General features: G+C 63.3%; 22 protein-coding genes. 17 read left to right on the top strand and 5 right to left on the bottom strand.

Annotation, left to right across the window (positions count from 1 at the left end):
• The first annotated feature begins 31 nt into the window (after window positions 1-31).
• Together ACZ7GB_RS05035 and ACZ7GB_RS05030 are read left to right on the top strand one after the other, a co-directional pair.
• Window positions 32-1,546 (top strand): aldehyde dehydrogenase (NADP(+)), encoded by a 1,515-nt coding sequence (locus ACZ7GB_RS05035; RefSeq protein ID WP_472157846.1) that lies wholly within the window; start codon window positions 32-34, stop codon window positions 1,544-1,546.
• 353 nt (window positions 1,547-1,899) lie between these two features.
• A complete protein-coding gene (locus ACZ7GB_RS05030) occupies window positions 1,900-3,147 on the top strand; it encodes a plasmid recombination protein (protein ID WP_472157845.1) in 1,248 nt (415 codons plus the stop codon).
• 73 nt (window positions 3,148-3,220) lie between these two features.
• On the opposite strand, the gene ACZ7GB_RS05025 is transcribed toward ACZ7GB_RS05030, so the two are convergent.
• Entirely contained in the window at window positions 3,221-3,928 is a 708-nt protein-coding gene (locus tag ACZ7GB_RS05025) for a GntR family transcriptional regulator (protein ID WP_078545531.1), read from the bottom strand.
• A 98-nt stretch (window positions 3,929-4,026) separates the two neighbouring features.
• Between ACZ7GB_RS05025 and uxaC the strand changes: the two genes are divergently transcribed.
• From uxaC to ACZ7GB_RS04970, 11 genes are all read left to right on the top strand, one after another.
• Entirely contained in the window at window positions 4,027-5,433 is a 1,407-nt protein-coding gene (uxaC, locus tag ACZ7GB_RS05020) for a glucuronate isomerase (RefSeq protein ID WP_472157844.1), read from the top strand.
• 28 nt (window positions 5,434-5,461) lie between these two features.
• Entirely contained in the window at window positions 5,462-6,442 is a 981-nt protein-coding gene (locus tag ACZ7GB_RS05015; RefSeq protein ID WP_472157843.1) for a TRAP transporter substrate-binding protein, read from the top strand.
• A 62-nt stretch (window positions 6,443-6,504) separates the two neighbouring features.
• Window positions 6,505-7,062 (top strand): TRAP transporter small permease, encoded by a 558-nt coding sequence (locus ACZ7GB_RS05010; protein WP_472157842.1) that lies wholly within the window; start codon window positions 6,505-6,507, stop codon window positions 7,060-7,062.
• A 4-nt stretch (window positions 7,063-7,066) separates the two neighbouring features.
• Window positions 7,067-8,347, top strand: a complete 1,281-nt coding sequence (locus tag ACZ7GB_RS05005) for a TRAP transporter large permease (protein WP_078540065.1) — start codon at window positions 7,067-7,069, stop codon at window positions 8,345-8,347.
• A gap of 13 nt (window positions 8,348-8,360) precedes the next feature.
• The gene (locus ACZ7GB_RS05000; protein WP_078599802.1) at window positions 8,361-8,666 is read left to right on the top strand and encodes a cupin domain-containing protein; all 306 of its coding nucleotides are present in this window, start codon (window positions 8,361-8,363) and stop codon (window positions 8,664-8,666) included.
• 11 nt (window positions 8,667-8,677) lie between these two features.
• A complete protein-coding gene (kduI, locus tag ACZ7GB_RS04995) occupies window positions 8,678-9,502 on the top strand; it encodes a 5-dehydro-4-deoxy-D-glucuronate isomerase (protein ID WP_078599800.1) in 825 nt (274 codons plus the stop codon).
• The gene (gene kduD, locus ACZ7GB_RS04990) at window positions 9,499-10,242 is read left to right on the top strand and encodes a 2-dehydro-3-deoxy-D-gluconate 5-dehydrogenase KduD (protein ID WP_274963303.1); all 744 of its coding nucleotides are present in this window, start codon (window positions 9,499-9,501) and stop codon (window positions 10,240-10,242) included. The genes kduI and kduD overlap by 4 nt, the downstream gene beginning before the upstream one ends.
• Window positions 10,220-11,659: a mannitol dehydrogenase family protein gene (locus ACZ7GB_RS04985; RefSeq protein ID WP_472157909.1), complete on the top strand. Its 1,440-nt coding sequence runs from the start codon at window positions 10,220-10,222 to the stop codon at window positions 11,657-11,659. The genes kduD and ACZ7GB_RS04985 overlap by 23 nt, the downstream gene beginning before the upstream one ends.
• The gene (gene uxuA / locus ACZ7GB_RS04980; protein WP_472157841.1) at window positions 11,656-12,840 is read left to right on the top strand and encodes a mannonate dehydratase; all 1,185 of its coding nucleotides are present in this window, start codon (window positions 11,656-11,658) and stop codon (window positions 12,838-12,840) included. The genes ACZ7GB_RS04985 and uxuA overlap by 4 nt, the downstream gene beginning before the upstream one ends.
• Window positions 12,833-14,353 (top strand): UxaA family hydrolase, encoded by a 1,521-nt coding sequence (locus ACZ7GB_RS04975; protein WP_078540060.1) that lies wholly within the window; start codon window positions 12,833-12,835, stop codon window positions 14,351-14,353. The genes uxuA and ACZ7GB_RS04975 overlap by 8 nt, the downstream gene beginning before the upstream one ends.
• Complete coding sequence (locus ACZ7GB_RS04970; protein ID WP_472157840.1) at window positions 14,350-15,231, top strand: sugar kinase; 882 nt, start codon at window positions 14,350-14,352, stop codon at window positions 15,229-15,231. Before ACZ7GB_RS04975 ends, ACZ7GB_RS04970 begins: the two co-directional genes overlap by 4 nt.
• Window positions 15,232-15,465: 234 nt before the next feature.
• Here the strand turns inward: ACZ7GB_RS04970 and ACZ7GB_RS04965 are convergent, their stop codons facing one another.
• Window positions 15,466-15,891, bottom strand: coding sequence for an RrF2 family transcriptional regulator (locus ACZ7GB_RS04965; protein ID WP_078540059.1), 426 nt, complete (start codon window positions 15,889-15,891; stop codon window positions 15,466-15,468).
• A gap of 156 nt (window positions 15,892-16,047) precedes the next feature.
• Between ACZ7GB_RS04965 and hmpA the strand changes: the two genes are divergently transcribed.
• On the top strand, window positions 16,048-17,229 hold the full coding sequence (hmpA, locus tag ACZ7GB_RS04960) for an NO-inducible flavohemoprotein (protein ID WP_472157839.1): 1,182 nt from the start codon (window positions 16,048-16,050) through the stop codon (window positions 17,227-17,229).
• Window positions 17,230-17,388: 159 nt separating this feature from the next.
• Here the strand turns inward: hmpA and ACZ7GB_RS04955 are convergent, their stop codons facing one another.
• The 3 genes from ACZ7GB_RS04955 to ACZ7GB_RS04945 form a co-directional block, all read right to left on the bottom strand.
• On the bottom strand, window positions 17,389-18,441 hold the full coding sequence (locus ACZ7GB_RS04955; RefSeq protein WP_472157838.1) for a 2,3-butanediol dehydrogenase: 1,053 nt from the start codon (window positions 18,439-18,441) through the stop codon (window positions 17,389-17,391).
• 63 nt (window positions 18,442-18,504) lie between these two features.
• Window positions 18,505-20,304: an NAD(P)/FAD-dependent oxidoreductase gene (locus ACZ7GB_RS04950; RefSeq protein WP_472157837.1), complete on the bottom strand. Its 1,800-nt coding sequence runs from the start codon at window positions 20,302-20,304 to the stop codon at window positions 18,505-18,507.
• 141 nt (window positions 20,305-20,445) lie between these two features.
• Window positions 20,446-22,197 carry a sigma-54-dependent Fis family transcriptional regulator gene (locus ACZ7GB_RS04945; protein WP_472157836.1) on the bottom strand — a complete coding sequence of 584 codons (1,752 nt, stop codon included), beginning with the start codon at window positions 22,195-22,197 and terminating at the stop codon, window positions 20,446-20,448.
• A 440-nt stretch (window positions 22,198-22,637) separates the two neighbouring features.
• On the opposite strand from ACZ7GB_RS04945, the gene ACZ7GB_RS04940 reads away from it, so the two are divergent.
• From ACZ7GB_RS04940 to ACZ7GB_RS04930, 3 genes are all read left to right on the top strand, one after another.
• Entirely contained in the window at window positions 22,638-24,614 is a 1,977-nt protein-coding gene (locus tag ACZ7GB_RS04940; RefSeq protein WP_472157835.1) for an AsmA family protein, read from the top strand.
• Window positions 24,615-25,004: 390 nt separating this feature from the next.
• Window positions 25,005-26,111 carry an AAA family ATPase gene (locus ACZ7GB_RS04935; RefSeq protein WP_472157834.1) on the top strand — a complete coding sequence of 369 codons (1,107 nt, stop codon included), beginning with the start codon at window positions 25,005-25,007 and terminating at the stop codon, window positions 26,109-26,111.
• A gap of 38 nt (window positions 26,112-26,149) precedes the next feature.
• Window positions 26,150-26,791 (top strand): metallophosphoesterase, encoded by a 642-nt coding sequence (locus ACZ7GB_RS04930; RefSeq protein WP_472157833.1) that lies wholly within the window; start codon window positions 26,150-26,152, stop codon window positions 26,789-26,791.
• The last annotated feature ends 203 nt before the right edge of the window (window positions 26,792-26,994 follow it).

Genomic DNA, 26,994 nt, shown 5'->3' with positions numbered 1-26,994 from the left:
GGGCCCGGTGACGAATTAACAAGGAGACATCATGACCTTCACCCCGCACGGACAACACCTGATCGCCGGCGAATGGATCGGCACCGACAAAACGTTCTCTTCCGACCCAGCCCATGGGCCGAGCCATGAGTTCTGCGTCGGCACGGTCGAGATGGTGAACGCCGCCTGCGAGGCAGCCGAAGAGGCGTTCTGGGACTACGGTTATTCGAGCCGTGAGACCCGCGCTAAGTTCCTCGAGACTATCGCCGACGAGATCGACGCACGCGGCGAGGCGATCACCGAGATCGGCACGCAGGAAACCGGCCTCCCCGAGGCGCGCCTGAATGGCGAGCGCGGGCGCACCGTGGGCCAGCTGCGTCTCTTTGCGAGCCACATCCGCAACGGTGACTATCTCGAGCGCCGCCATGACGAGGCGCTCCCCGATCGCCAGCCGCTGCCGCGCCCCGATCTGCGGATGATGCAGCGTCCGATCGGCCCGGTCGCGGTCTTCGGCGCGTCGAACTTCCCGCTGGCGTTTTCGACGGCCGGCGGCGACACCGCCGCCGCGCTGGCCGCAGGCTGCCCGGTCGTCGTGAAGGGCCATTCCGCCCATCCCGGCACCGGCGAAATCGTGGCCGAGGCGATCAAGGCCGCAGTCGAGAAATGCAACATGCCCAAGGGCGTCTTCAGCCTGATCCAGGGCGGACGCCGTGACGTGGGTCAAGGGCTCGTGCAGCATCCGCTGATCAAGGCGGTGGGCTTCACCGGTAGCTTGGGCGGTGGCCGCGCGCTGTTCGATCTGTGTGCGCAGCGTCCCGAGCCGATCCCGTTCTTTGGCGAGCTCGGCTCGGTCAACCCGATGTTCCTGCTGCCCGAGGCCGCAAAGGCGCGCGGCGCCGAGATCGGCGCCGGCTGGGCAGGCTCGCTGACGATGGGCGCGGGCCAGTTCTGCACCAACCCGGGCATCGCCGTGGTCGAGGGTGGCCCCGCAGGCGACGCCTTTGTCGCCGCCGCGAAAGAGGCGCTGTCGGCCTCCGGCCCGCAGGTCATGCTGACGGACGGCATCGCGCAGGCCTATCGCGACGGCAAGGACCGGTTCGATACCCGCAATTCCGTGACCCCAGTGCTGACGACCGAGCAGGAAGGCCGCAACGCCTCCCCGAACCTCTACGAGACGAGCGCCGAGAACTACCTGCAGGATCATGCGCTTGGAGAGGAAGTCTTCGGGCCGCTCGGTCTTGTCGTCCGGGTCTCGGACCCCGCGCAGATGGTTGACCTCGCGAAGGGCTTCGAGGGTCAGCTGACCGCGACGATGCATCTCGATGACGGCGATGCGGAGCTAGCCCGCAAGCTGCTGCCGGTGCTCGAGCGCAAGGCGGGCCGCGTGATGGCCAACGGCTTCCCGACCGGCGTGGAGGTCTGTGACGCAATGGTCCATGGCGGGCCCTATCCCGCGTCCACGAACTTCGGCGCGACCTCGGTCGGCACCCTTTCGATCCGGCGCTTCCTGCGTCCGGTCTGTTACCAGAACATCCCCGAGGGCGTGCTGCCCGCGGACCTTGCGTGAGTTTCGTCGGCTTTCGTTTCAGGCAGCACGATGAACAGCCTGAAGTGGTCGCTTAAGCTACACGCTCTTGAGGATGTTGCTGCGTTTGGCAGGCCTTCGATTTTTGGTCGGGCGAAGTCCTTCCCGGGGGGGGCGAACTATGGTGCCCCCCGCGTGCCGCCTTTTTTGAGCATAAGCCGAAGCTGCCGCGCCGGCCCGCAATCCAGCCGTTCAGGAAAGCTAGCTATAGTCTGTCATATAGCTAGCTTTTCCCGACAGACCCCCGGCGCCGTTTTTCGCACCGGTCTCCTGCCCGTTTTTTCAGGTCACCAACTTATCCTCGAGCGAGAGCCAAGGAAGAGAAGAGGTGATCCATGAGCTATCAGTTTGTCCATATCGAATGTTACTCGGCCGCCCCGCGCAAGGTTAAGGGGGCGCCTGAGCAGGTGAACACGGCCGAGCAGGTCTTTGGCGAGGCGATGCGGGTGCCACGCTATTCGCGCCATGTTGCGGAGCCGAAAGCGCCAATCAAGCTTGACGGCACGACGACGCTCAAAAAGCTCGAGGCGCTCTGGGCCAAGAAGGTGGAGACGATCCGTGAGACCGTGAAAAGTGCGAAAGGCACGAGCTATCAGCGTCGGCTGCGTCGGGATGCGGCGACGCTTTATGCGGAAATTCACTCGCATCCATTATCGGTTGAGACCCTGACCCATGATGGGGGACGGCATGCACCTGAGATCAAGACCTGGGTGCAGCGAGTGCTTGCGCATTTTAAAATCCGGATGCCGCAGGGCGTGGAGTGGGCGGCCGTGCTGCATCTCGATGAGGCCCATGTCCACCTCCACATCTTGGCGATCAATGTCGACGATCCGAAGCTCGATGCGAACAAGCTGCATGCGGGCAAACGCGCGGCCACGGAGGTGCGCGCCTCCTGCGAGACCCCTTCGGCCATTTGCTCGCTCCCGCGTCCCATTCCCAAGCCTCTTCCTCCGAGACCGCGCAAGCGGGCTCTTGGCAAGCGACCGGAGACCATCGCGCGCAACAAGGCGCATAATGCTGCGCGTCTTGAGGCGTGGCGCACGGACTGTCGCGCGGCGCGGGCTGAAAATGCGAAGGTGCTCGCGTCGTGGAAAGAAGAGAACCGCACCCATCTGAAGGCGGCTCGAAAACTGCGGGGTGAGGTTCCGGAAATGGTCGCCTACCGTGCGGCCATGCGTCAGTTCCAGGACGATTACCACCGGGCGGTCGGAGAGCACTGCGGGCTCTTGCGCGACGGGCCGCGAAAAGCGCGGCTAACGACGAAACAACATGCCGCGCGCAAGGCGATCGCGGAGCAGATGCGAGTGCAGTCTGCGGAGCTCGACCGAAGAACTCTTGAGTTTGCGCAAAAGCAAGCTGCCCTGAGCAATGTCATCGCCGCGCTTTCCGGCGGCGGTGCCGAAATTTTGGGCGGCGAGTTAGTGATGGAGGATATGCCTAACTGTCTCACTAAGCTTGGTGAGAGCGACGAAGACCGGATCATCCAGGGGATTCTGGATCTCCTAGTGCGTGCAGGGGAGGCCGGTGTTGGTGCGCTGCAGCTGTCGCGCGATGAGGAGGTTGATGGGCCGCGAATGGGGTAGGCGCCCGATGCCTTCTCCTATGCCGACCTTGCGTTCCTAAGTCGAAGTATTCGGCGATCACGCCGTCCCGACTTCAGCTCTGCCGAGGCGCGACCTCGAAAAGCTCTGTGTGATCATCCTGAATGCGGTCGATCTGATCGAGGATCCGCGACAGGTGATCGCGCATCGCCTGCGTCGCGCGGTCAAGGTCCCGGCTTTCGAGCGCGCTCAGGATCTTCACGTGATCGTCGAACGCATCGCGCGAGGCGAAAGACAGCGACAGCATCCGCACGCGATCCATGTGGCCCTTATTCTCGGCGATCAGTTCCCATGTGAAGCCGAGCCCGGCACGGGTGCAGATCTCGCGATGAAACTGATCGTCCAGTTCGTGGAATTTGGTCTTCTCACCCTTTTCCATCGCGGCGCGCTGTTGCTCGATCAGATCGCGCAACGCCGCGAGATCCTCATCGGTCAATGCGGCGACCGCGACGCGCACAGTTTCAACCTCGAGCGCGTTGCGAATGAAGCGCGCCTGCAGCACCGCTTCGCGTGAAATCAGCGAGACCGTCGTCGCACGCTGAGGTCGAATCACAAGAAATCCGAGCTTCGACAAACGGTAGAAGGCGTCGCGCACCGGCTGGCGCGAAACCCCCATCTGCTTGGCGACCTCCACTTCTGAGAGCTTGGTGCCCGGTGGCAGGGATAGCCCCAGAACCTGTTGGCGCAAATGTTCGAAAACGACATCGGAAACCGACATGCGTGCGTTCTGATCAAGCTGGGTCAAAGGCAGGGGCGCGGGCATCGGAACTCCTCGTTGACGGTCCGGGTATTCTAGCATATTAGTTTATTAGTTCGGTGGTAGTCCACCTAAGAAAATAGCTACAGGGGGAGCGATAGACCATGGCGCTGTTGAATAAAGATCGCCTGCTGCCAGCGGATCCGGGGGTTCGTGCCCTTGCGCGCGATCTCTATGACACGATCAAGGACGCCCCGATCATCTCGCCCCACGGCCATACCGATCCGCGCTGGTATGCGCAGAACGAAGCCTTTCCCGATCCCGCCCAGCTTTTCGTGACGCCCGATCACTATGTGTTCCGGATGCTTCACAGTCAGGGCGTGCCGCTGGAAGCGCTTGGCGTGCCGCGCGTCGATGGCGGTGAAACGGAAACCGATGGCCGCAAGATCTGGCGGCTGTTCGCGAAGCATTACCACCTGTTCCGCGCCACGCCCTCGCGGATCTGGCTGGACCATGCGTTCGAGACGATCTTCGGCTTCACCGAGCGGCTCAGCGCCGACACCGCGGACATGTATTACGATCGCATCTCGGAGGCGCTTCAGCGCCCGGAGATGCGCCCGCGCGCTTTGTTCGATCAGTTCAATATCGAGGTGATCGCGACCACCGAAAGCCCGCTCGACGATCTGAAATGGCACCGGATGATCCGCGAAAGCGGGTGGGGCGGGCGCGTGATCACCGCCTATCGCCCCGATCCGGTGGTCGATCCCGATTTCGAAGGCTTCGCGCAGAATGTCGAGACGTTCTGTCAGCTTGGCGGGCAGTCGGGCACATCCTTCGCGGCCTATCTGGACGCCCATCGCGACCGGCGCGCCTATTTCGCCTCTTTCGGGGCGACCTCGACCGACCACGGTCATCCGAGTGCCGCGACGCTCAATCTGGATCGCGCCGCGGTGGAGGCGCTCTATGACAAGGTGCTCGCGGGGAAGGCGGACGCAGCGGAACGCGAGGCGTTTCGCGCTCAGATGCTGACGGAGATGGCGAAGCTGTCCTGCGACGACGGCCTGGTGATGCAAATCCATCCCGGCTCGTCGCGCAACCATTCCGACCCTATCCTAGCCCGCTTCGGGCGCGACAAGGGCTGCGATATCCCGACGCGCACCGATTATGTCGCAGCCCTCAAACCGCTTCTCGATGCGGTGGGGCAGACCCCCGAGCTGCGCGTCATCCTGTTCACACTCGACGAGACCACCTATGCGCGCGAACTGGCGCCGCTGGCGGGGGGCTACCCCTGTCTGCGCCTTGGTCCCGCGTGGTGGTTCCATGACAGTTTCGAGGGCATGTGGCGCTACCGCGAGATGACCACCGAAACCGCGGGTTTCTACAACACGGTCGGCTTCAACGACGACACCCGTGCCTATTTGTCGATCCCCGCGCGCCATGACGTCGCGCGCCGGGTCGACGCCGGATTCCTTGCCAACTTGGTCGCCACCGGGCGGCTGACGGAGGAGGAAGCTTCTGAGGTCATCCACGACCTCACACACAGGCTTGCACGCCAAGCCTACAAGCTCTGATTGAGCACTTTCTGGGAGGAGAGAAGTAATGAAGAAGACACTGACACCTATCGCTGCGCTGCTGATTTCGGCCGCCTGCGTCACGGCCGCATCGGCCTGCGACATGACCCTGCGCTCGTCGGACACCCACCCCGACGGCTACCCGACCGTCGAGGCGGTGAAATCGATGGCGAAAGAGGTCGAGGCGAAGACCGATGGCCGGATCTGCATCGAGGTCTACCCGTCCGCGCAGCTGGGCGAGGAAAAGGACACGATCGAGCAGACCCAGCTGGGCGTGATCGACATGGTGCGCGCTTCGTTCGGCACCTTCAACGACATCGTGCCGGAAACGCAGCTGTTCTCGCTGCCCTACCTGTTCCGCTCGGTCGAGCATCAGCACCACGTTCTCGACGGCCCGATCGGCGCCGAAGTCGGCAAGGCTTTCGAAGCGCATGATTTGGTCCAGCTGGCCAATTACGACGCCGGCTCGCGCAGCTTTTACAACTCCGAGCATCCGATTAAGTCGATCGACGATCTTCAGGGCATGAAGTTCCGCGTGATGCAGAACGACGTGTTCGTCGACATGATGAAGGCGATCGGCGCGAATGCCACGCCGATGCCCTATGGCGAGGTCTATTCCTCGATCCAGACCGGCGTCATCGACGGCGCGGAGAACAACTGGCCCTCCTATGACAGCTCGGGCCATTACGAGGTCGCGCCCTATTACACGCAGGACCAGCACCTCATGGTTCCGGAACTGGTGGCGATGTCGCTTACGACCTGGAACAAGCTGAGCCCCGAAGACCAGAAAGTCATCAAGGCGGCGGCGAAGAACTCGGAAACGCTCGAGCGCAAGCTCTGGGCCGAGCAGGAAAAGAAATCCGAGGACAAGGTCGAAGCGGCTGGCGTCAAAGTCGTGAAGGATATCGACAAGCAGCCCTTCATCGACGCGATGAAGCCGGTCTACGACAAATACGTGACCACGCCCGAGGCGAAAGATCTGGTGGCACGCATTCAAGCGACGAAGTGATCTGACCTCTCGACCCCCGCCCATTGTGGCGGGGGCACATTCTTTCCGTGGAGTTCCCACCGATGCGCAACGTTGTGGAAAAACTGGCCGTCTGGACGGGCTGGTTGGGCCAGGCTGCCCTATGGCTATCAGGGATCGGGTTGGTGCTGATGACGGCCTTCGTCTTCGCCCAGGTCTTTTACCGCTACGTCCTCGGCTCAAGCCTGTTCTGGGCCGAACCGGCCAGTGTGATCCTGATGGGTTGGTTCATCTTTCTCGGCGCGGCTGTCGGCATCCGGGAGGGCTACCACCTCAGCTTCGACGTGCTGCTTTTCGTGCTGCCCGAAAAGGTGCGCCTGACCTTCTTCTCGATCTCGGACCTCGTTGTCGCGGCCTTCGGTTTCGGGATGCTCAAATACGGCTGGGAGCTGGCGGACAAGATGGCCGCCACGACGATTTCAGGGCTCGGTGTTTCCGGGGCCTTCCGCTTCGTGCCGGTCGCGGCGGGCGGAGCGCTGCTGATGATCTTCTGCGCCGAGCGCATCCTGCGCCGGCTCGCGGGCCTGTCTACGTCGCGGTTCGGCGACGATCACGACGCGGCAGAGCTTGAAGGCAATGCTGTAACTGGCGAAGGGAACTGAGCTCATGGAACTCTGGATCTTGTTCGGGACCTTTACCGTCCTTCTGCTGATCGGAACGCCGGTCGCGTTCTGTCTCGGCGTGGCCTCCTTCGCGACAGTCACTTATCTCGGGCTTCCCCCGGTGGTGGTGTTCCAGCGTCTGAATTCCGGCGTCTCTGTCTTTGCGCTGATGGCGATCCCGTTCTTCATCTATGCCGGCGACCTGATGGTGCGCGGCGATATCGCGCGGCGGTTGGTCGCGCTGGCGGGCGCCTTGGTGGGGCATATGCGCGGCGGGCTGGGGCAGGTGAACATCCTCGCCTCGGTGATGTTCGGCGGCGTGTCGGGCTCGGCTGCGGCGGATGCCTCGGCAGTGGGCGGCCTGATGGTGCCGCAGATGCGCGAACGAGGTTACGGCGCGGATTACGGCGTGAACATCACCGTCACGGCGGCGATCATCGCGCTGATGCTACCGCCCAGCCATAACATGATCATCTATTCGATCTCGGCAGGCGGGAAGATCTCGATCGCCGACCTGTTCACCGCCGGGATTATTCCGGGTCTGGTGCTTGCGCTGTCGCTGATGACCGCCGCCTATTTCGTCGCCAAACGCCGCGGCTACCCGACCGAACCGTTTCCCGGTCGCAGGGCCCTCGGGCGGTTGTTCTGGAATGCGATGCCCGGTCTGATCATGATCCTGATCATCTTCGGCGGCGTGCGCTCGGGCATTTTTACCGCCTCTGAAAGCTCCAATATCGCGGTGGTCTACGCGCTTCTGGTGACCGTCTTCCTGTATCGCACGATGAAGCTGTCGGATTTCATCGAAGCGACCAAGGGCGCGGTGCGCACGACGGCGATGGTGCTGATGGTGATCGGCTGCGCGGCCTCCTTCGGCTGGCTGCTGGCCTATCTGCAAGTGCCGGCCAAGCTGATCAATCTGCTCGAGAATTTCTCGCATAATCCGATCGTCATCCTGCTGCTGATCAACCTGTTGCTGCTGGTGCTGGGCACGTTCATGGACATGTCGCCGCTGATCGTGATCACCACGCCGATCTTCCTGCCCGTGGCTCAGGCCTTCGGCGTCGATCCGGTGCAGTTCGGGGTGATCCTCGTGCTCAACCTCGGGATCGGGCTCTGCACACCGCCGGTCGGTGCGGTGTTGTTCGTCGGCTGCGCGGTGGGCCGGGTGCCGATCACGACGGTGATGAAATCGATCTGGCCGTTCTATTTCGCCACCTTCGCGACGCTGATGCTGGTGACCTATATCCCCGCGCTTTCGCTCTGGCTGCCGTCGGTCTTCCACTGAAAGGAGTCTCCCTATGAGCTATCCGATCGCCTATCCCGATGAAGGCATCGCCCGTCAGGTGCTGACCGAAAACGAGCAGATGATGCTGGTCTCGGTTCGCTTCGAGGCCGGGGCAGAGGGCGCGCTTCACTCCCATCCTCACGTGCAGGCCACCTACTGCACCTCCGGCGAATTTCGCTTTGTCCTCGATGGTGCGGAGCACGTGCTGCGCGCCGGGGACAGCCTGATGATACCGTCCGGCGCCGAACACGGCTGTGTCTGCGTCGAAGCGGGGGAGCTGCTCGACTGCTTTACCCCGCGCCGCGACGACTTTTTGTGAAAGGACATTCAATGCTCAGCGTAGAAACCCGCCACGCCATCCATCCCGATCACGCCCGCACCATGGGCACGCAAGAGCTGCGTGAGCATTTCCTGGGCACGGGGCTGTTCGCGCCCGGCGAGATCCGCTTGATCTACACGCATTACGACCGCTTCACCCTCGGAGGCGCGGTGCCGAATGGCGCATCGCTGACGCTCGACGTGGTGGACGAGACGCGGACCGCCACCTTCCTCGAGCGGCGCGAAATGGGCGTCGTGAATATCGGCGGCACGGGACGCGTCTCAGCCGCTGGCGACACCTGGGAGATGGGGCGCGGTGATGTCCTGTATCTGGGCATGGGCGCAGGACCGGTGACCTTCGAGGGCGACGGCCGGTTCTATCTGGTTTCCGCCCCCGCGCATCGCGCCTGTCCGCATCGCCTGATCAAGCTTGCCGAGGCGAACCGCGTCGAGCTGGGCGAAGCTGCGACCTCCAACAAACGCGTCATCAACCAGTTCATCCATCCGACCGTGATGGAAAGCTGCCAGCTGGTGCTGGGCTATACCCAACTGGTCGAGGGGTCAGTATGGAACACGATGCCCGCGCATGTCCATGACCGCCGGATGGAGGCCTACCTCTACTGGGGCATGACGCCCGAGGCGCGCGTGCTGCACCTGATGGGCGAGCCGACCGAGACCCGCCACATGATGATCGCCAACGAGGAGGCTGTGATCTCGCCGCCGTGGTCGATCCACTCCGGGGCCGGGATCGGGGAATATACCTTCATCTGGGCGATGGCGGGCGACAATGTCGATTACACCGACATGGACTTCGTGCAGCCGGCGGACCTGAAATGAGCCCGTTTTCGCTAAAGAACCGCCGCGCCCTCGTCACCGGCGCGAATACCGGCATCGGTCAGGCGATCGCAGTGTCGCTCGCCGCGCAAGGGGCACATGTGACCTGCGCGGGGCGGCGCGAATGCACCGAGACGCTGGAGATGATCGCGGATGCGGGCGGGCAGGGCGAGGCGCTGCTCCTCGACTTCGCGGACCCGATGGCCGCGCAGGATGTCTTCACGGATGCGGGCTATTCGATCCTCGTGAACAACGCGGGCATCATCCGGCGCGAAGACAGTCTGGAGTTCACCGAGGCCGATTGGGACGCGGTGATGGACGTGAACCTCAAGGCGCTGTTCTTCACCACGCAAGCCTTCGCCCGCGCCGCGCTCGAGCAGGGCAATACGCCTTCGGCAGTGGTGAACATCGCCTCGCTGCTATCCTTTCAGGGCGGCATCCGCGTGCCGTCCTACACCGCGTCCAAGCATGGTGTGGCGGGGCTGACCAAGATCCTCGCCAACGAATGGGCGGCCAAAGGGATCAACGTAAACGCCATCGCACCCGGCTATATCGCGACCAACAACACCGAGGCTCTGCGCGCCGATCCAGAGCGCAGCGAAGCGATCCTTGCGCGAATTCCGGCCGGGCGCTGGGGCGATCCTTCCGATATCGGCGGCACCGCCGCCTTCCTGTGTTCCCCCGCCGCGCGCTACATCCATGGCGCGGTCCTGAATGTCGATGGAGGCTGGCTTGCCCGCTGAACGTCTCACCCGCGAAAGCGCGAAGCTCAAAACCGGTATCGTCCATCTCGGCCTCGGCGCGTTCTTCCGCGCCCATGGGGCGATCTACACGGCTGAGGCTGCTGCGAAAAGCGGCGGCGACTGGGGGATCACCGGCGTGTCGCTGCAATCGTCGCGGATGCGCGATGCGCTGGCGCCGCAGGATTTCGCCTATAGCGGGCTGGAGTTCGGCCCCGAGGGCGAAACGCCCGAGCGCATCGAGATCGTCAGCGATATTCTGGTGGCCCGCGAAAATCCGCAAGCAGTGCTCGACGTGATGGCCGATCCGGATGTGCGCATCGTATCGCTCACGATCACTGAGAAGGGCTATTGCCATTCGCCCGCGACCGGCGCGCTTGACCCCGATCATCCCGATATCGTGCATGACATGGCCAACGACCTGCCCGTCTCTGCGCCCGGCTATCTTGTGCGTGCGCTGCAGCTGCGCCACGCGCGCGGCCTGCGTCCCTTCACCGCGATGAGCTGTGACAACCTGCCCGAAAACGGCCGGCTGCTGCGCGGCGTGGTGCTGGATCTGGCGCGTCGCATCGACCCGGAGCTGGCGGACTGGATCGCGGCTGAGGGGCGGTTCCCGTCGACCATGGTGGACCGCATCGTGCCCGCGACGAAGCCCGAGGACATCGCGCGGCTCGAAGAGCTCGCCGGCTGGCACGACGCCTTGCCGGTAATGCACGAGCCGTTCCGCCAATGGGTGATCGAGGATGATTTCGTCGATGGCGAGCGGCCCGATTGGGGCGCGGTCGGTGTCGAGATGGTCAGCGACGTCACTCCGTTCGAGCATATGAAGCTGCGGATGCTGAACGGCACCCACAGCTCTCTGGCCTATCTTGGCTATCTGGCGGGGTTCGAGACGATTTCCGACACGATGGACGACGAGGTGATGGCCGACTTCGTGCGCTATCTGTGGCGCGACGAGATCATCCCTTCGCTGACCCCGCCGCCGGGCGTCTCGCTCGAGCGTTATGTCGACGCGCTCGCAGAGCGCTACGCCAATCCCGCGATCCGTCACCGGACATGGCAAATCGCGATGGATGGCAGCCAGAAACTGCCGCAGCGCATTCTGGCCACCGTCGCCGATGCGTTGAAGGCCGGGCGGAGCTGCCCGGGCCTGATGCTCGCGATCGCGGCCTGGATGCGCTACGTCGGCGGCGTCGACGAGAGCGGGCAGCCGATCGAGGTGAAAGACCCGCTGGCCGCTGAGTTGCGTGCGCTCTCCGACAGTGCCGCGGATGCCGAGGGCAAGGTTGCGGCGCTTCTGTCGTTGCGTTCTGTGTTTCCGCCCGAGCTCGCACAATCCCTGCAGGCCCCGGTCACGGAGGCCTATCGCGCGCTCGTCGAAAAAGGCGCGCGCGCCGCGGTGCGGGAGGTTCTCCAATGATCGAGAGCTGGCGTTGGTATGGCCCCGAGCTGGACACGATTTCCCTGCCGCAGATCGTGCAGACGGGCGCATCCGGCATCGTAACCGCCTTGCACGAGGTCGCCTATGGCGAGGTCTGGTCGCGCGAGGCGATCACGGAGCGGCGCGCCCGGATCGAGACGGCGGGGCTGCATTGGCACGTGGTCGAAAGCCTGCCGATCCATGAGCGGATCAAGCGCGGCGAAGGCGATCTGAGCGCGCTCTTCGCCAATTACCGTCAATCGATGGCCAATCTCGCCGCCGAGGGCATCACCACGATCTGCTACAATTTCATGCCTGTTCTGGACTGGACCCGCACCGATCTGACCGCGCCACTTGCGACAGGCGGTAGCTGCCTGCGCTTCGAGGCCTATCGCATGGCGGCTTTTGAGATTCACATGCTGAAGCGCGAAGGGGCCGAGGACGATTACACGCCCGACGTTTGCGCCCGCGCCAAGACCTGGTTCGAGGGCTCGACGCAGTCGGAGCGCGATGCACTGTTGCACGCGATCATGTCGGGGCTGCCGGGCGCCTATGACCGCTACGACATCGCCGGGCTGCGGGACCAGCTCGCGCTTTATGACGGTATCGATCGCGACGAGATCCGGCGCAATTTCAAACGCTTCCTCGATGAGGTGATCCCCACGGCGGAGGAACTGGGGCTGCGGTTCTGCGTCCATCCCGACGATCCGCCGCGCGACATTCTGGGTCTGCCCCGTGTCGTCTCCAACGCCGAGGATATCGACTGGATCCTGCGGGCGCATGATAGTCCCGCGAACGGGCTGACGCTTTGCACCGGCTCGCTCGGGGCGAACCCGGCCAACGATCTGCCCGCGATCGCCGAGCGCTTTGCGCCGCGTATCCATTTCGCGCATCTGCGTAACGTGCGCAAAGATCCCGATGGCAGTTTCGAGGAGGCCGCGCATCTGGGCGGCGACACCGACATGGTCGCGGTGGCTGCCGCACTGCTCGCCGAGGAAACACGCCGGGCGTCCGAGGGGCGTGCGGACCCACAGATCCCGTTCCGGCCCGATCACGGTCATGTCCTGCTCGACGACGCCACGCGCGGCTCTTTCCCTGGCTATCCGCTGATCGGGCGGATGCGCGGGCTGGCCGAGATGCGCGGCGTGATCGCCGGATTGAGGGGGCGTCGCGATGGCTGAAGCGATTACACTGCATCCGTGCGACACGGTCGCCGTTCTGCCCGCGCGGGCGGATGCCGGCAGCACGCCGCTCGGCACCGGCGAGCCGCTCGCACATCCGGTTTCCGCCGGGCACAAGCTGGCGCGCGTCGCGATGGCCGAGGGTGATCCGGTGATCAAGTTTGGCCAGATTATCGGCCGGGCCAGCGCCCCGATCGCGGTGGGCGAACATGTCCATAGCCATAATGTCAGCTATTCCGAACATGACGAGACCCATCAGATCGGCGCCGATCTCGCTCGCGCCGAGGCAGCGATCCCCGATCTCGCGCCGCGCAGTTTCATGGGATACGCGCGGGACGATGGTCGGGTTGGCACGCGCAATTATATCGCGCTCTGCGCCACGGTGAACTGCTCGGCCACGGTGATCAAATGCGCAGCCTCCGAGATCACGGCCGAGGGTGCGCTCGACCCCTATGACAATGTCGACGGTGTCGTCGCCTTCGCCCATGGCACCGGCTGCGGTATGGCGGCGAGCGGGCGCGGGGCGGACAGCCTCGAGCGTGTCCTCTGGGGGCATGCGACCCACCCGAATGTCGGTGCGGCGATCTTCGTGGGCTTGGGCTGCGAAGTGATGCAGATCGCGCGCATGGAGGCGCATTTCGGGTCTGCGGGGACCGAACGGTTCCATGCGCTGACCATTCAGGAGACCGGCGGCACCCGCGCCACGATCGAGGCGATCAAGGCGAAGCTGCGCGAGATCCTGCCGCAGGTAAACAAGGCCAGCCGCAGCGCCTGCCCGGTTTCCGCGCTGCGGATCGGATTGCAATGCGGCGGCTCGGACGGGTTCTCCGCGATCACCGCAAACCCGGCGCTGGGTGTGGCCTCGGACCTGATCGTGGGGCAGGGCGGGGGCGTGATCCTCTCCGAGACCCCCGAGATCCATGGCGCCGAAGATCTGCTGCTGCGCCGCACTATGCCCGAGGTGGCCGAAAAGCTCCTTGGTTGTCTCGACTGGTGGGAGGGCTATGCCGCACAGGGCGGCGGATCGATGGACAACAACCCCAGCCCCGGCAACAAGCAGGGCGGGATCACCACGATCCTCGAGAAATCCCTCGGCGCGGTCGCGAAGGCCGGGGCGACGCCGCTGCGGGCCTTCTATGACTATGCCGAGCAGGTCCGCACGCCGGGGCTGAGCTTCATGGATAGCCCGGGTTACGATCCTGTTTCGGCGACGGGCCAGATCGCGGCAGGTGCGCAGATCGTGGTGTTCACCACCGGGCGCGGCTCTGCCTTCGGCTCGAAACCCGCGCCGACGATCAAGCTGGCGACTTCGGATCGGCTCATGGAGGCGATGCCCGACGATATGGATATCGGCTGCGGCGACATCCTCAGCCAAGGCGTGTCGATCGCTGACAAGGGCGCGGAAATCTTCGAGGCGATCCTGCGTGTCGCATCGGGAGAGAAAACCAAATCTGAAGACCTCGGGCTGGGCGATAACGAATTCCAGCCGTGGCAAATCGGAGCGGTGATGTGACGAAGAAACCCGTGATCGCATGCGTCGGGGAAGCGATGGTCGAGCTGTCTTTCGATCGCCCCGAGCAGCAGATCGGCTTTGCCGGCGATACGCTCAACACCGCGGTCTATCTTGCGCGCGCGACTGGGGCGGCAGCGCAGGTCGAATTCGTGACCGTGCTGGGGCGTGATGCGGTCTCCGATCGCATGGGCGCTTTCATTGCTGCCCAAGGCGTGGGCTGCGCGCGCATTCGTCGCCACCCCGAGCGTCTGCCCGGTATCTACGCGATCGCACTCGACGCAAAGGGAGAGCGCAGCTTTTCCTATTGGCGCGATCAATCCGCGGCGCGCTGCCTGTTTGAGGACGGGTTCGCGCAGCTTGAAGGGGTCGATCTGATCTATCTCAGCGCGATCACGCTGGCGATCCTGCCCCATTCGGTGCGCCTGTCGCTCTTGGCACATCTGGAGGCACATCCCGCCCGGGTGGCTTTCGATTCCAACTACCGCCCGCGGCTCTGGGAAGATATCGAGACCGCCCGCGCCGTGACCGAGGCGGCGTGGCGCATCAGTGACATTGCGCTGCCTTCGCTGGATGACGAGATGGCGCTCTTCGGTGATCGCGATGCGCAAGCGGTGGGCGCACGGCTTAACGGCTGGGGCGCGCGCAAAGGCGCGTTGAAGATGGGCGCGGGAGGGGCGATATCGCTCGATCCCACCGCCAAGCCGCTCGACCTGCCTGCCGCGCAAAAGGTGGTCGATACCACCGCAGCCGGCGACAGTTTCAACGGTGCATGGCTCGCCGCGCATTTTCGGGGCGCTTCAGACGAGGGCTGCCTTGTTCAGGCTCATGCCTGCGCGCTCGAGGTGATCGCGCAGCCGGGGGCGATCATAGCTGCGTAGCTACCAAAGAGGGGGCTCGTCTTGCAACTTGCGATGCCGCGATCCCCCGAGTGGCCAAGATTGCCGGTTCCAGCGGCACGCAGCGCGACCCGAGAGGGGATCGGGCTTCAATCTCCATTCTTCACCCCAGTCGTCGGCTCAGCTCTTCGGTCTTATGGATTGATTATTGTTAGTTGCTCAGAGTGATACGGCCTCGGTCAAGATTTTTGATCTTAAGTCCTCAGGATCGCCGCCTCATGATGCTGCTAGCCCGAAATCGCGCGGCGAGATCGCGATATCGGCAATCGTGTAGTTGTCGAGCGTCGCCAAGAAAGCCGCCCGGGCTTCCGCCAAGGGAGAAATCAAACGGCAGGATGCTGTGATCGTGCAATCTCCGTCGCTGCGCATACATTCGACGAGATCGAAATCCGTCTCCATGTGGCGCACAATTGTTCCCACGCCGATCTCTTGGGCGGCACGTGCAAGCCCCAGGCCGCCGGACCGGCCGCGTTGGGCAGTCAGAAATTCGCCTCGGGTCAGCGCGTTGACGACCTTCATGACCGTGCTTCGAGGCGCGTGATAGGCCGCGACGAGATGATCGATCGTGAAGCGGCGGTCTTTCATCGACGCCGCATAGATCATGACGCGCAAGGCAAGGTCCGTAGTGTCGTTCAAGCGCATTCGCAGATCTCTCCTGATCGGGCTCCCAAGCGACGCGTCTCGTATCACGAGGCCGGACAGAATGTCGCACAAGAAAAACATACCTGTGATTGGCATCTTAATTCCCGAGAGAATAGATGCGGTTCATTGGTATGTTTTATAACCCAGGAGACAATGATGGCCAAGCCGCTCTCGGAAAACACACTCGCGATCATCGAAGCCACTGCACCCGTCGTCGCCGAGCACGTCGATCAGATCGTGCCGGTCATGTATCGCAGGCTGCTCGCCGCTCCCGAAATCCGGGCGCTGTTCAACATGTCGCATCAACATGGCAACTCGCCGCAGCACAAAGCGCTCGCGGGGGCGCTGGTGGCCTATGCGACCCATATCCGGAATCCCGGGGTCTTGGCCGATGCGCTGGAACGGATCGCACAGAAACATGTCGGTTTGCAGATCCTCCCCGAGCATTACCCCCATGTCGGCGAAGCGCTGCTGGGCGCTGTCGCCGAGGTGTTGGGCGAGGCCGCGACCCCCGAGATCCTGAATGCCTGGGGGGAGGCCTACTGGTTCCTTGCCAATACGCTCATCGCGCGGGAGGAAGAGATCTACGCCGGTGCGGAAGAACAGGACGGCGGCTGGCGCGGGTGGCGGCGCTTCAAGGTTGGTGCGAAGGACAGCGAAACCTCCGAGATCGCGTCCTTCACGCTCTATCCCGTGGATGGGTTGCCTGTTCTCAAGCATCGCCCCGGTCAGTATCTGAGCTTCCGCTTTGCTCCTGCGGAAGGCGAGGAATATCGGCGCAACTACTCGATCTCCTCGGCACCGGATGGTCAGTCCTACCGCATCACCGTCAAGCGCGAGCCCGGCGGACGGATCTCCAACTGGCTGCATGATGCGGTCGAGGTCGGCGCCGAGTTCGACGTGGCCGCGCCCGCTGGCGAGTTCTTCCTCGATCCCGCAGACAAGCGAGAGGTGGTTCTTTTGTCAGGAGGCGTTGGCCTCACCCCGATGATCTCGATGCTGGAGAGCTATGGTGGAGGCGATCTGCGAATGGTCTATGTCCACGCGACGCGGAACGGCCAGTCCCATGCGCTTGCCGCTACCTCCCGCGCGAAGGCGCATGAGAGCCACGTCTTCTACGAGGTGCCGGAAGAGAGTGATGTCGCAAACGGGGTTCATATCGGCCGTGTCGATCCGAACTGGCTCGTGCAGATCAGCGATCCGGCCAGAGCAGACTATTTCATCTGCGGCCCGACGGGCTTCATGCAGGAGATGGTTTCTGGCTTGAAGGCTGCAAACGTTCCGGAGGCACGCATCCACTATGAGTTCTTCGGTCCCGCAGCCGCGCAGATCGGTTGATACCTCGGCCCGGCGCTCTATCCGTCGAGCGCCGGGCCGCCGCTCTATGTGACCAGAGCTGCTTTCAAGAGATTTCGGTGACTTGCGAGGGAGACTCACCGATCTGTTGCGCGCAGTTTTAGTATGCGGCGCGCGCAGCGCAGATCGAGCGGTAAGGTTTCACTCTGGCGCTTCGACCAGGATCTTCACCTGGGATTTCTCCGCGACGAGCGCTTCGAAGCCTTGCTCCACGATCTGATCGATCTTGATCCGCTTGGTCACCAGCTTGTCGGCGCTGAAATAGCCCTGCACCATCAACTCCATCACTGCCGGGTAGACATTGCGGTATGCGATGGTGCCCTGCAGTTGGCGCTCTTTCAGAACGGCCGTATTGGGTTGGAAGGAAGCGTCTCCCTCCCAGATCGACACGATCAGCGTCTGACCTTCGTGGCGGGTGCTGTCGATGCATTGCGGCAGAACGCGCGGCACACCTGTCACTTCGAAAGCGACATGAACACCGCCGGTGGCCGCACGAATTTTCTCGACGGGGTCTTCCGCCATCGGGTCTATGGCGCTGGTGGCACCGAGTTCGAGCGCTTTCTCGCGGCGTTCAACTGAGGGTTCTACGACATGGATCTGGGCCGCGCCCGCGACGCGTAGAGCCTCGACGACCAAAAGCCCGATCGGCCCCGCGCCGAAGACCGCAGCCGTGTCCCCGGCCTTGATCTTCGACATGCGCACCGCATGCAGCGCGACGGCGGCGGGCTCGACCAATGCGCCCTGTTCCATCGACAGCGCGTCGGGCATCTTGTGAACCATTCGGGCGGGCACAACCGAGGTTGCAGCGAAACCGCCATGTCCCCCGGAGAGCCCAACAAAACCGAGGCTGTCACAGAGGTTGTATTTGCCCTCAAGGCAGGCGGGGCAGGTGCCGCAGGCGAAGATCGGCTCGATCGCGACACGGTCGCCGATGCTCAGTCCCGTGACGCCTTCTCCCAACTCCGCCACGGTCCCACAATATTCGTGGCCCATGGTGATCGGCGCCTTGTCGTGGCTGAGCGGATGATCCTGCTCGACCGGGACGAAGATCGGTCCCGCCAGATATTCGTGCAGATCGGAGCCGCAGATCCCGGTCCATGCGACCTTGATCGCGACCTCTCCGGGGCCGGGGGTAGGGGTGTCTATTTCCTCGACGCGAATGTCTTTCACGCCATGCCAACGTGCAGCTTTCATGGAATGTCTCCGTTCAATGGGGAAATTATCCCGGCCCGTGAAGGGGCCGGGAGAGGGATGGGGTCAGGAAAGGTGGTGGACTTCCTGGAGCCCGTAGACCGGGGTCTCCAGCCCCTCCAGTCGCGCTTTCAGCTGCAGCGCGAGATAGAGCGAGTAATGCCGCGATTGGTGCAGGTTGCCGCCCATGAACCACAGATGCTCCTGCTGGGTCGGCTTCCACATATTGCGCTGCTCGCCTTCCCACGGGCCGGGGTCTTTCGTGGTGTCCGAGCCCAGCCCCCAGACCTTGCCAACCTTGTCGGCGACCTCTTGGCTGATCAGATCGGCTGCCCAACCGTTCATCGAGCCGTAGCCCGTTGCGAAGACCACCAGATCGGCGGGCAAGCGCGTGCCATCCGCAAGCACCACTGCGTCCTCCTCGAAATGATCGACCTGACCCTTGGCCAGCTTCACCTCGCCATCGATGATCAGCTGGCTGGCGCCCACGTCGATGTAATAGCCCGAGCCGCGGCGCAGATATTTCATGAACAGCCCCGAGCCGTCATCGCCCCAGTCCAGATCGAAGCCCGCCTTTTCCAGTCCTGCATAGAACTCTGCATCGCGCTCGCGCATCTGATCGTAGAGCGGGATCTGGAACTCGTGCATGATCTTGTAGGGTAGGGAGGCGAAGATCATGTCCGCCTTCTCGGTTGTGACGCCGTTGGCGAGCGCCTCTTCCGAGTAGAGCGCGCCGAGCCCGATCTCCATCAGCGAGTCCGAGCGCACGATATGGGTGGAGGATCGCTGCACCATGGTGACATCCGCCTCGCCTTCCCAGAGTGCCGCGCAAATGTCGTGCGCGGAGTTGTTCGAGCCGATCACGACCACTTTTTTGCCCGCCCAAGGGTCGGGGCCCTCATGCTGCGACGAGTGCTGGATCGTGCCCTTGAAGTTATCCATGCCGGGGAAATGCGGCATGTTCGGCTTGCCAGACATTCCCGTCGCGAGCACAAGCTGCGTCGGCTCCAGCGTCACCGTCTCGCCGTCGCGATTGACTTCGACTGTCCATTTTCCGGAGGCGTCATCGTAGCTGGCGCCGGTCACTTCGGACCGCGTCCAGTAATTGATCTCCATCACCTTGGTATACATCTCGAGCCAATCGCCGACCTTGTCCTTGGGCGTGAAGACCGGCCAGTTGTCGGGAAACTTGATGTAAGGCAGATGGTCATACCAGATCGGGTCATGCAGGCAGAGCGACTTGTAACGGCTCCGCCACTGGTCGCCCGGCCGGTCATGCTTATCCAGCACGATCGCAGGCACATCAAGCTGGCGCAGCCGCGCGCCCAGCGCGATCCCGCCCTGTCCGCCGCCGACGATCAGCACATAGGGCTGCGTGCCATAGCCCAGATCCGCCTCCTCCGCCTCGCGGCGCTCCTTCCACGAGGTCCGGTTCTTGCGCGCGCCATGTTCGGCGCCCATCGGGCGGCGCGTGCCGCGGTTTTCCTCGAACCCCTTGAGCTCCTGAAGCGCTGTCAGAAGCGTCCAGATGCGGCCATCTCGGATGCGCATCAGGCCCCAGCCGCGGCCCGACTTCGTCTCGAAAGTGACCCAGGCGGTGATCACGCCGCCCTCCTCGGCAGGAACCTCGCCCGACTGGAGCTCGAACTTGCCGGGGCGGGTGTGCTCGAGCTGGTTTCTCAGCATGTCGGCCACGCCGTCCGGCCCCTCCACGGTTTTCAGGTTCCAGCTGACCGCAACGAGGTCGCGCCAGTAGCTGTCGGTCGCAAACAGCGCGGCCGCGCGGTCGATATCGCCGCTCTCCAGCGCGGCGTTGAGGCTGTCCAGCATGTCCTGGGTCTGTGTGTTGATGGTGGTATCAAGCATCGCGTCTCCTCCTCTGCGCGTGTCTCTAGGAGGAGTATCGGCGCGTGATCGCTGAGCGATCCATGGTCGCGACGCGTGCAAAGGGAGGAAAAGCGACTGCTGCGGCGCGGCATGTTGCGCGCGCAACAAGGGCGCAACAAATCACTCGGGCGGACGCAACCCGGCCTTGCGGATCCGACGCAGGATCGTCGAGCGGTTGACCCCGAGCCGCCGGGCCGCGCGCGCCATGTTCCACTCGCAGGCGTCCAGAATCTCCTCGAGCATGTCCCATGGGTCACTCGGCGCAGGCAGGGCCTTTTCGATATGTGGAGTGATTTCGACGGGGCTGGGCAGATCGAGCAGATCGATCACCGAGCCGACACAGAGCGCCGCCGCGACGTCGAGAACCTGTTCGAGCTCGCGAATATTGCCGGGCCAGCTACGTCCCAGCAATTCGGCCCGCGCCGAGGGGGACAGCCGGACCGCATCGCCCGCGTGGCGGCGCAGATGACGCGACATCAGCCAATCGAGATCACGCCGCATCCGCAGGGGCGGGACGCCGAGCACGCACCCCGCGAGCCGATGGAAAAGCGGACGCGGCAGCGCGATCTGGCTGGGCTCAAAGCAACTCGTCGCCAGCGTTCGCAATTCGGGGCGCCGGTCGAGTAGCCCGCCGAGCGCGATCGCCGTCTCCGGGGCGATCTCTTCGATCCGGCGCAGCAGAAGCGTCGTCGGCCCGATCGCCTCGGCGCAGTTTTGCATCAGCGCCTGCGGGTCGAGCCCCGCGCATTCGAGGCTGATGAACCCTTGCGCCTTGCTGCTCATGTGGATCGCACGGGCGAGTTTCGTCTTTCCGGTGCCGGTCTCACCACAGATCAACAGGGGCACATTGCCCGGGGCCAGCCGCTCAGCCTGTCCGATCAAACGGTTCATCTCCGGATCGCCCCCGGTCAGGCCCGCGAGCGGCCCGCCACGACGCAGTCCCGGGTGGGGATGACGTGGCGCTTTGGGTGCGATCGCATGGCCAAACAACGCCCCGCCATCGCGCATTTCGATCACCCGCTCCTCGGTTGGGCGGTCACGCATCAGGTCGGGCAGGTCGTCGACGCTGATGCTGAGCACCTCATCGATCCCGCGCCCGAGGATCGGGGCGCCTTCGGGAAACAACCGCCGCGCGGCGCGGGTATAGCCCAGTACGCGACCGGAGCCATCGAGGCGCACAGCGGCCTCGGGATCGACATCGAGAAATTCCGGGCTGGAGGACAGGCGCAACACCCAGTCGCGCGGGCTCTCGGCCATCAGGTTGGCCATCTCGACCCGTCGTGCCGCTGAGGTCACGAGATTCATCGCGAGGTTCTGGCTACTCTTGGGCGTGGGCGAGCGCAAAAGCGAAATGTCGAGCACCGCTGCCAATTGCCCCAGACTGTCGAAGATCGGCGCGGCGGTGCAGGACAAAACAGTATGCGCGTTTCCGAAATGGTCGTCCTGATGCACTGTCACGGGCTCTTGCGTCACGATGCAAGCCCCGACACCACAGGTTCCGGCCAGGTCCTCGGACCAGTTCGATCCTAGATAGAGCCCCGCGCTGCGCAGGTCTTCGGTGAAGAGATCGTCGCCGAAGAAATCGACGCAGACCCCTTTGGCATCGGTGAGCAGCAAGACGTAATTTTGTCCTGCCACCTGCCGGAAAAGCGATTGCAACCCGGAACGCGCCGCGGCGATCATCCATTCCGCCTGCTTGCGGTGATCGCGCAGCTCTGCCTCGGTTACGATATGGGCCGGGTCGGAGCGCGTGGGGTCCATGCCGTAAAGCTCGACACAACGCCGCCACGAGGCCGAAACGAAACTGTCTCGCCCGGTCTGGCTGCCGTCCAGCACCCGTCCGATCTCCTCGACATGCCCTGCATCTCTCATGGCGCGTCGCCTCCCAGGAGGGACGATAGCACAGACTGCGCTTCAGACCGGAATAGAAATTGGTCGTAGAGGATGGCATCGCCGATGCGGAGCGTTTTTACCTCTAACTCCAACAAGGTCGCGCCAGACTGTAATGGTTTTGGTGTCTTCTTTGAAAATCTGAATGCAAGAGAAGTGAGAGCTGCGGTGCGATATCCCGACCGACAACGCGGGCCGTCCGGCTTGGTGGCCCTCTCGGTGATTTTGGCTCGGCCGATGTCGGTGTTGGCAGCTCCTGTGAGAACGTCGGCGAACACATCCGCGAAATGATCCGGCGCGACAACGAGGGGGCGGAGTAGGAGGCAACTCGATCACGTTGTCCGCGGCGCAGCTGTTCCGACTTGAAAGGCCTTCAGATGGACGCGTAGCTTGAGAGCCAACACATAACCCCCGGAGGCCCTATGCGCTGGCTCTTTCGCGCTCTCGCTCTCGTCGTTCTGATCGCCCTGAGCCTCGGGGGGGCGCTCCTGCTGATCCCGTCGAAGAAGATCGCCCAGATCGCGGAGGCACGGTTCGAGGCCGCAACCGGGCGCAAGATGACGCTGAGCGGGGCGGTCCATGCAACGATCTGGCCGCAGCTTGGCGTGCGCACGGGGCCGGTCGAGATCGCGAATGCGGATTGGTCCAAGGACGGGCCGATGCTCTCGGCCAAGGGGCTCCAGATCGGTGTTGATCCGGGCGCGCTGATCGGCGGTGAGGTTCGCGTCTCCAAGGTCGACGTGCTCTCGCCGAACATCCTTCTCGAGCGGCGCAAGGACGGGACCGGGAACTGGGAGGTCACGCCACCGGACGCGGCCACCAGCACCCAGACCGCGCGCCCGGGCACGGGCGAGGGCGGCGGGATGACGGCTTTCAGTCTCGACAAGGCGGAGATCAGCGACGGATCGGTGAGGTGGATCGATCATGCGAGTGGCCAGCGCCTTGCGCTCACCGGCCTCGATGCGAGCCTCGCGCTTCCGTCCTTCGACGGTCCGGCGAACCTGGACCTGACGGGGCAGGCCAACGGTAAGGCGCTGAAGGTCAATGGCACGCTCGGAAGTTTCGCGTCCTTCCTTGCGGGCGATCCGGCCCCCACCGATCTTGCGCTGACCCTCGACGCGTCGTCGATCGGCTTCAAAGGCACGTTTGGGACGGCACCCTTGGCGGCAAAAGGGGCGCTCACCGCAAGCGTCAAGGATCCAACCGCGCTGGCTGCGATCTTCGGACAGACCGCGCGAGATCTGCCGAAGGGGCTGGGGAGTGACACGATTACCGCGAAGGGCGATGTGACACTGGGCGCGGATGGCGCGATGCAACTGCGCGGTGGCAAACTCACGCTCGACGGCAATGCGCTGAGCGTGGCGGGCGATCTGTCCTTCGCGAAAGGCAAGCCGCGGATCGATGCCCAGATCGACGCGGGCGCGCTTGATCTCTCGGCGCTGACCGGGGCGTCGGGCAAGGCTGGCGCAGGCGGGTCCTCCTCCGGCTCTGGCTCTGGCGCCAGTGGCTGGTCAACCACGCCGATCGACGCCTCGGGCCTGAGAGCGCTGGATGGAAAGATCGCCCTCGATGCGAGTTCCATCGATTTCGGCACTGCCAAGCTGGGCCCGACCAAAGCGCAGATCACGATCGACAACGGCCGCGCGGTGGCAGATCTGCGTCAGGTCTCGGCCTATGGCGGCAGCGTCACCGGGCAAGTGGTGGCCAATGCGCGCAGCGGGTTCTCGGCCTCCGCCGATCTGGTGGCCAAGGGCGTCTCGATGCAGCCGCTTCTGAGCGATCTCGCCGATTACACGCGGCTGGATGCGAAGGCGGATCTTGCGGTGAAACTCCTGGCCTCGGGCAACAGCGAGGCCGCGCTGGCGCGCTCGCTTTCGGGCTCGGGCAATGTCGCCTTCGGCAAGGGGGCGCTGGAGGGGCTCGATCTTGTGGGGATGCTGCGCACGCTCGATCTGAACTACGTGGGGGAGGGGGCGAAGACGATTTTCGATCAGATCACCGCGAGCTTCACCATCGCCAAAGGGGTGCTGTCGAATGACGACCTTGCGCTGAAAGCACCGCTTCTGAGTGCTGCGGGCAAGGGGCGGGTCGACATCGGGGCGCAGAGCCTCGATTACACCGTCACGCCGACCGCGCTCAGCAAGGCCGATGGCACGGGTGGGGTGAAGGTGCCGCTCTCGATCACGGGGCCCTGGGCGAAGCCGAAATTCGGCCTCGATATGAAGGCGCTCTCGGGCGACAAGGTCGATGCCGCGAAGCAAGACCTGAAGGCGAAAGCGGAGGCCGAGATCGCCAAGAAGCTCGGGATCACGCCGCAGGAGGGCCAGAGCACCGAGGATGCCGCAAAGCAGAAGCTCAAGGAGGAGGCCGCGAAAGGTCTGCTGAAGCTCTTCAAGTAGGGGGCTTCTATGTTCGTGGCAGTGCTTCGTTCATGACAAGGGGTCTCGAGAGGTTCACCCCGCATGTCTGCTGGATGGGATCGTCTCATCCAGACCGTCGATCGCTCGCAGTTTCGGCAGGGGGCTGGAGCGATTTGCTTTGAGAAATGCGCAAAATGCCTCCACGCCCCCCCCTTAACGTCCGCTATCCGAGCCCCATTCCCGACAGGTTTGACCTGTCCGGATGTGGCGCGCTTGACGCATTCCCCTATCCCGGACTACCGTCTCACCATGAACACGAAAACCACCACGTCGGAGATTACCTGCTCGATATCGTGAGCTGCGCCCGTAACCGGGTGCCTATCGGTGTCGAGATTTCAATCAGGTCATTTTCAAGCGATGGTGGTCGCCATGACGCAGAAGCGCGTTCAAGTTCTCTATAAAAAACCTCTCTCAGCAAGCCTGGCCCGGTCAACGGTCACGAGCAAAACAAATACCGCTTTCGTAAAGCGGTGGGGTCGCATGTTCCCGAGCGACGAGTCTAGAGATGATTGCGGTGACATTTTCGACGATCCGTCGAAAGAGTGGCGTGAGCGAAATAAGCGTGAAAATCAGCGGATTTATCGCGCTGTCGAGCGACTTGTCGATCAGAAATTCAGGAGCACCTTCGAGGTCGACAAGCATATCAGCGACACGTCCGTCAAACGGATGCATCACCTTTATACGCATGGCGCTAGACTTGCGGGGCCGGAAGCCGCGGAGTCCGTTTATGATCTCGCGGCGGTGTTGCATGCGCAGGCGCCTTGGCTTGCAGAGGTGTCGACCTCGATCATGAACCAGGGGCTCGCGCATATTGCCGCTGGAGGCGTCGGGTTACGTTTCGATCCTATGGTCCTTGTCGGCCCGCCGGGATGCGGGAAGACGCATTTCGCTCGACTTGTTGCTGAATTCGCAGACGCACCGCGCGCGATCATCGATGTCGGAGCCGGAGGTGCTGGGTTCCGGATCGCAGGCGTTGAACATGGCTGGTCCTCGGCAAGATCTGGTGTTCCGGTCGAGTTGATTACGGAAACCGCGGTTGCAAACCCGGTGATCGTTGTGGACGAGGTCTGCAAGGCTGGTGGGGCTATGAACTCAAATGACAGGTCCCCGACATCTCTGACAACATCGCTGCTCCAGTTGCTCGAGAGAACGAGCGCCGAGCATTTTACATGCCCGTTCCTGCGGACGCGTCTCGACCTGAGCCATGTGAACTGGATCCTGACCGCTAATTACGAGCACCAGATTCCCGCGCCGCTTCTCGACCGGTGTCAGGTGTTTCGTGTCGATGTGAGCAAGCCTGAGCATCTCGTGGCGTTCTTCAACCTTGCGGCCGGAGACGATGCCGAGCCGGGAGAGCTGGAACGCGTGGGCGCATTCATTGAGGAGATGTGCGATGTCGGGCGTCCTCCGAGCCTGCGGCAGATCGGGCGTCTTGCGAAAACTCTGCGCGCAACCAGACGCGACATGTTGATGTGATTGCCGCCAATTTCATCGGAAAGCGAGGAGCGGAAAGAATGACGAAAGCTCTGATCGTGGCGGATCTTCACTTGGATATGTGGTCCGAAGCGGGTCGAGATGCCCTTGAGCGTCTCGATTTTAGCGACGTTGGGCTGATGATTGTCGCCGGGGATCTCACGAACAAGCCGAAGGTCAGATGGAAGCAGGCGTTCGAGAGGATCGGGCAGCGCGTCGATCTCGAGCGCGTGTATGTCGTGCCTGGAAACCACGACTATTATCATCACGCGTTGGACGGTGATGACCGGCTCGAGCAGATCGCGCGCGACGCTGGGGTAAACTTCGCACAGAAGCGAGAGATCATCTGCGGGAGCAAGCGATACCTTTGCTGCACGCTCTGGACGGACTTCCAGGAGGGACCTGGAACTCTCGAGAGTCGGGATCATGATGCCCGGGCGAAGATGAACGATTACCGCTACATTCGCGTGGCCTCAGCGGGCTACCGGATAGCTCGGCCAGCTGATACGATCGCGAAACACCGCGAGCATCTCTCATGGCTGCGCTTAAAGCTGGCCGAGAGTTTTGATGGGGAAACCGCGGTTGTCACGCATCATGCACCGACCTTTGATGTTCTGCCAGGAGGACAGAAGCTCAGCTGGTGTTATGCGAGTGACCTGACGGATCTCATTCACGAATATTAGCCGGCCGAGTGGTATTTCGGGCACACGCATCACCGGACTGAATTCATGATCGGGAGAACGCGGCTCGTAAACGTGTCGGTTGGCTATCCGTTGCAGAACCTGGGTGGCGCGGCAGATGGCGAGAAGCCTCGGGTCCGACTGTATCCGAAGGGGCGTCGAGTGTGAGTTCAGCTTTTTCGTGGGAAAGAAGAGGGCGCGTGGTT

The organism is Thioclava sp. PTB-PU3-1 (assembly GCF_055666785.1).
This window is presented reverse-complemented; position numbering and strand designations above follow the sequence as displayed.

Excerpts from the sequence above, each read along its gene's own strand:
- uxuA (WP_472157841.1), top strand. The coding sequence starts at position 11,656 with ATGATCGAGAGCTGGCGTTGGTATGGCCCCGAGCTGGACACGATTTCC.
- kduI (WP_078599800.1), top strand. The coding sequence starts at position 8,678 with ATGCTCAGCGTAGAAACCCGCCACGCCATCCATCCCGATCACGCCCGC.
- ACZ7GB_RS05015 (WP_472157843.1), top strand. The coding sequence starts at position 5,462 with ATGAAGAAGACACTGACACCTATCGCTGCGCTGCTGATTTCGGCCGCC.
- ACZ7GB_RS04930 (WP_472157833.1), top strand. The coding sequence starts at position 26,150 with ATGACGAAAGCTCTGATCGTGGCGGATCTTCACTTGGATATGTGGTCC.
- ACZ7GB_RS05030 (WP_472157845.1), top strand. The coding sequence starts at position 1,900 with ATGAGCTATCAGTTTGTCCATATCGAATGTTACTCGGCCGCCCCGCGC.
- ACZ7GB_RS04950 (WP_472157837.1), bottom strand. The coding sequence starts at position 20,304 with ATGCTTGATACCACCATCAACACACAGACCCAGGACATGCTGGACAGC.
- ACZ7GB_RS05035 (WP_472157846.1), top strand. The coding sequence starts at position 32 with ATGACCTTCACCCCGCACGGACAACACCTGATCGCCGGCGAATGGATC.
- ACZ7GB_RS04985 (WP_472157909.1), top strand. The coding sequence starts at position 10,220 with ATGGAGGCTGGCTTGCCCGCTGAACGTCTCACCCGCGAAAGCGCGAAG.
- ACZ7GB_RS04935 (WP_472157834.1), top strand. The coding sequence starts at position 25,005 with ATGACGCAGAAGCGCGTTCAAGTTCTCTATAAAAAACCTCTCTCAGCA.
- hmpA (WP_472157839.1), top strand. The coding sequence starts at position 16,048 with ATGGCCAAGCCGCTCTCGGAAAACACACTCGCGATCATCGAAGCCACT.
- ACZ7GB_RS05005 (WP_078540065.1), top strand. The coding sequence starts at position 7,067 with ATGGAACTCTGGATCTTGTTCGGGACCTTTACCGTCCTTCTGCTGATC.
- kduD (WP_274963303.1), top strand. The coding sequence starts at position 9,499 with ATGAGCCCGTTTTCGCTAAAGAACCGCCGCGCCCTCGTCACCGGCGCG.
- ACZ7GB_RS04940 (WP_472157835.1), top strand. The coding sequence starts at position 22,638 with ATGCGCTGGCTCTTTCGCGCTCTCGCTCTCGTCGTTCTGATCGCCCTG.
- ACZ7GB_RS05000 (WP_078599802.1), top strand. The coding sequence starts at position 8,361 with ATGAGCTATCCGATCGCCTATCCCGATGAAGGCATCGCCCGTCAGGTG.
- ACZ7GB_RS04955 (WP_472157838.1), bottom strand. The coding sequence starts at position 18,441 with ATGAAAGCTGCACGTTGGCATGGCGTGAAAGACATTCGCGTCGAGGAA.
- ACZ7GB_RS05025 (WP_078545531.1), bottom strand. The coding sequence starts at position 3,928 with ATGCCCGCGCCCCTGCCTTTGACCCAGCTTGATCAGAACGCACGCATG.
- ACZ7GB_RS04945 (WP_472157836.1), bottom strand. The coding sequence starts at position 22,197 with ATGAGAGATGCAGGGCATGTCGAGGAGATCGGACGGGTGCTGGACGGC.
- ACZ7GB_RS04975 (WP_078540060.1), top strand. The coding sequence starts at position 12,833 with ATGGCTGAAGCGATTACACTGCATCCGTGCGACACGGTCGCCGTTCTG.
- ACZ7GB_RS04965 (WP_078540059.1), bottom strand. The coding sequence starts at position 15,891 with ATGCGCTTGAACGACACTACGGACCTTGCCTTGCGCGTCATGATCTAT.
- uxaC (WP_472157844.1), top strand. The coding sequence starts at position 4,027 with ATGGCGCTGTTGAATAAAGATCGCCTGCTGCCAGCGGATCCGGGGGTT.
- ACZ7GB_RS05010 (WP_472157842.1), top strand. The coding sequence starts at position 6,505 with ATGCGCAACGTTGTGGAAAAACTGGCCGTCTGGACGGGCTGGTTGGGC.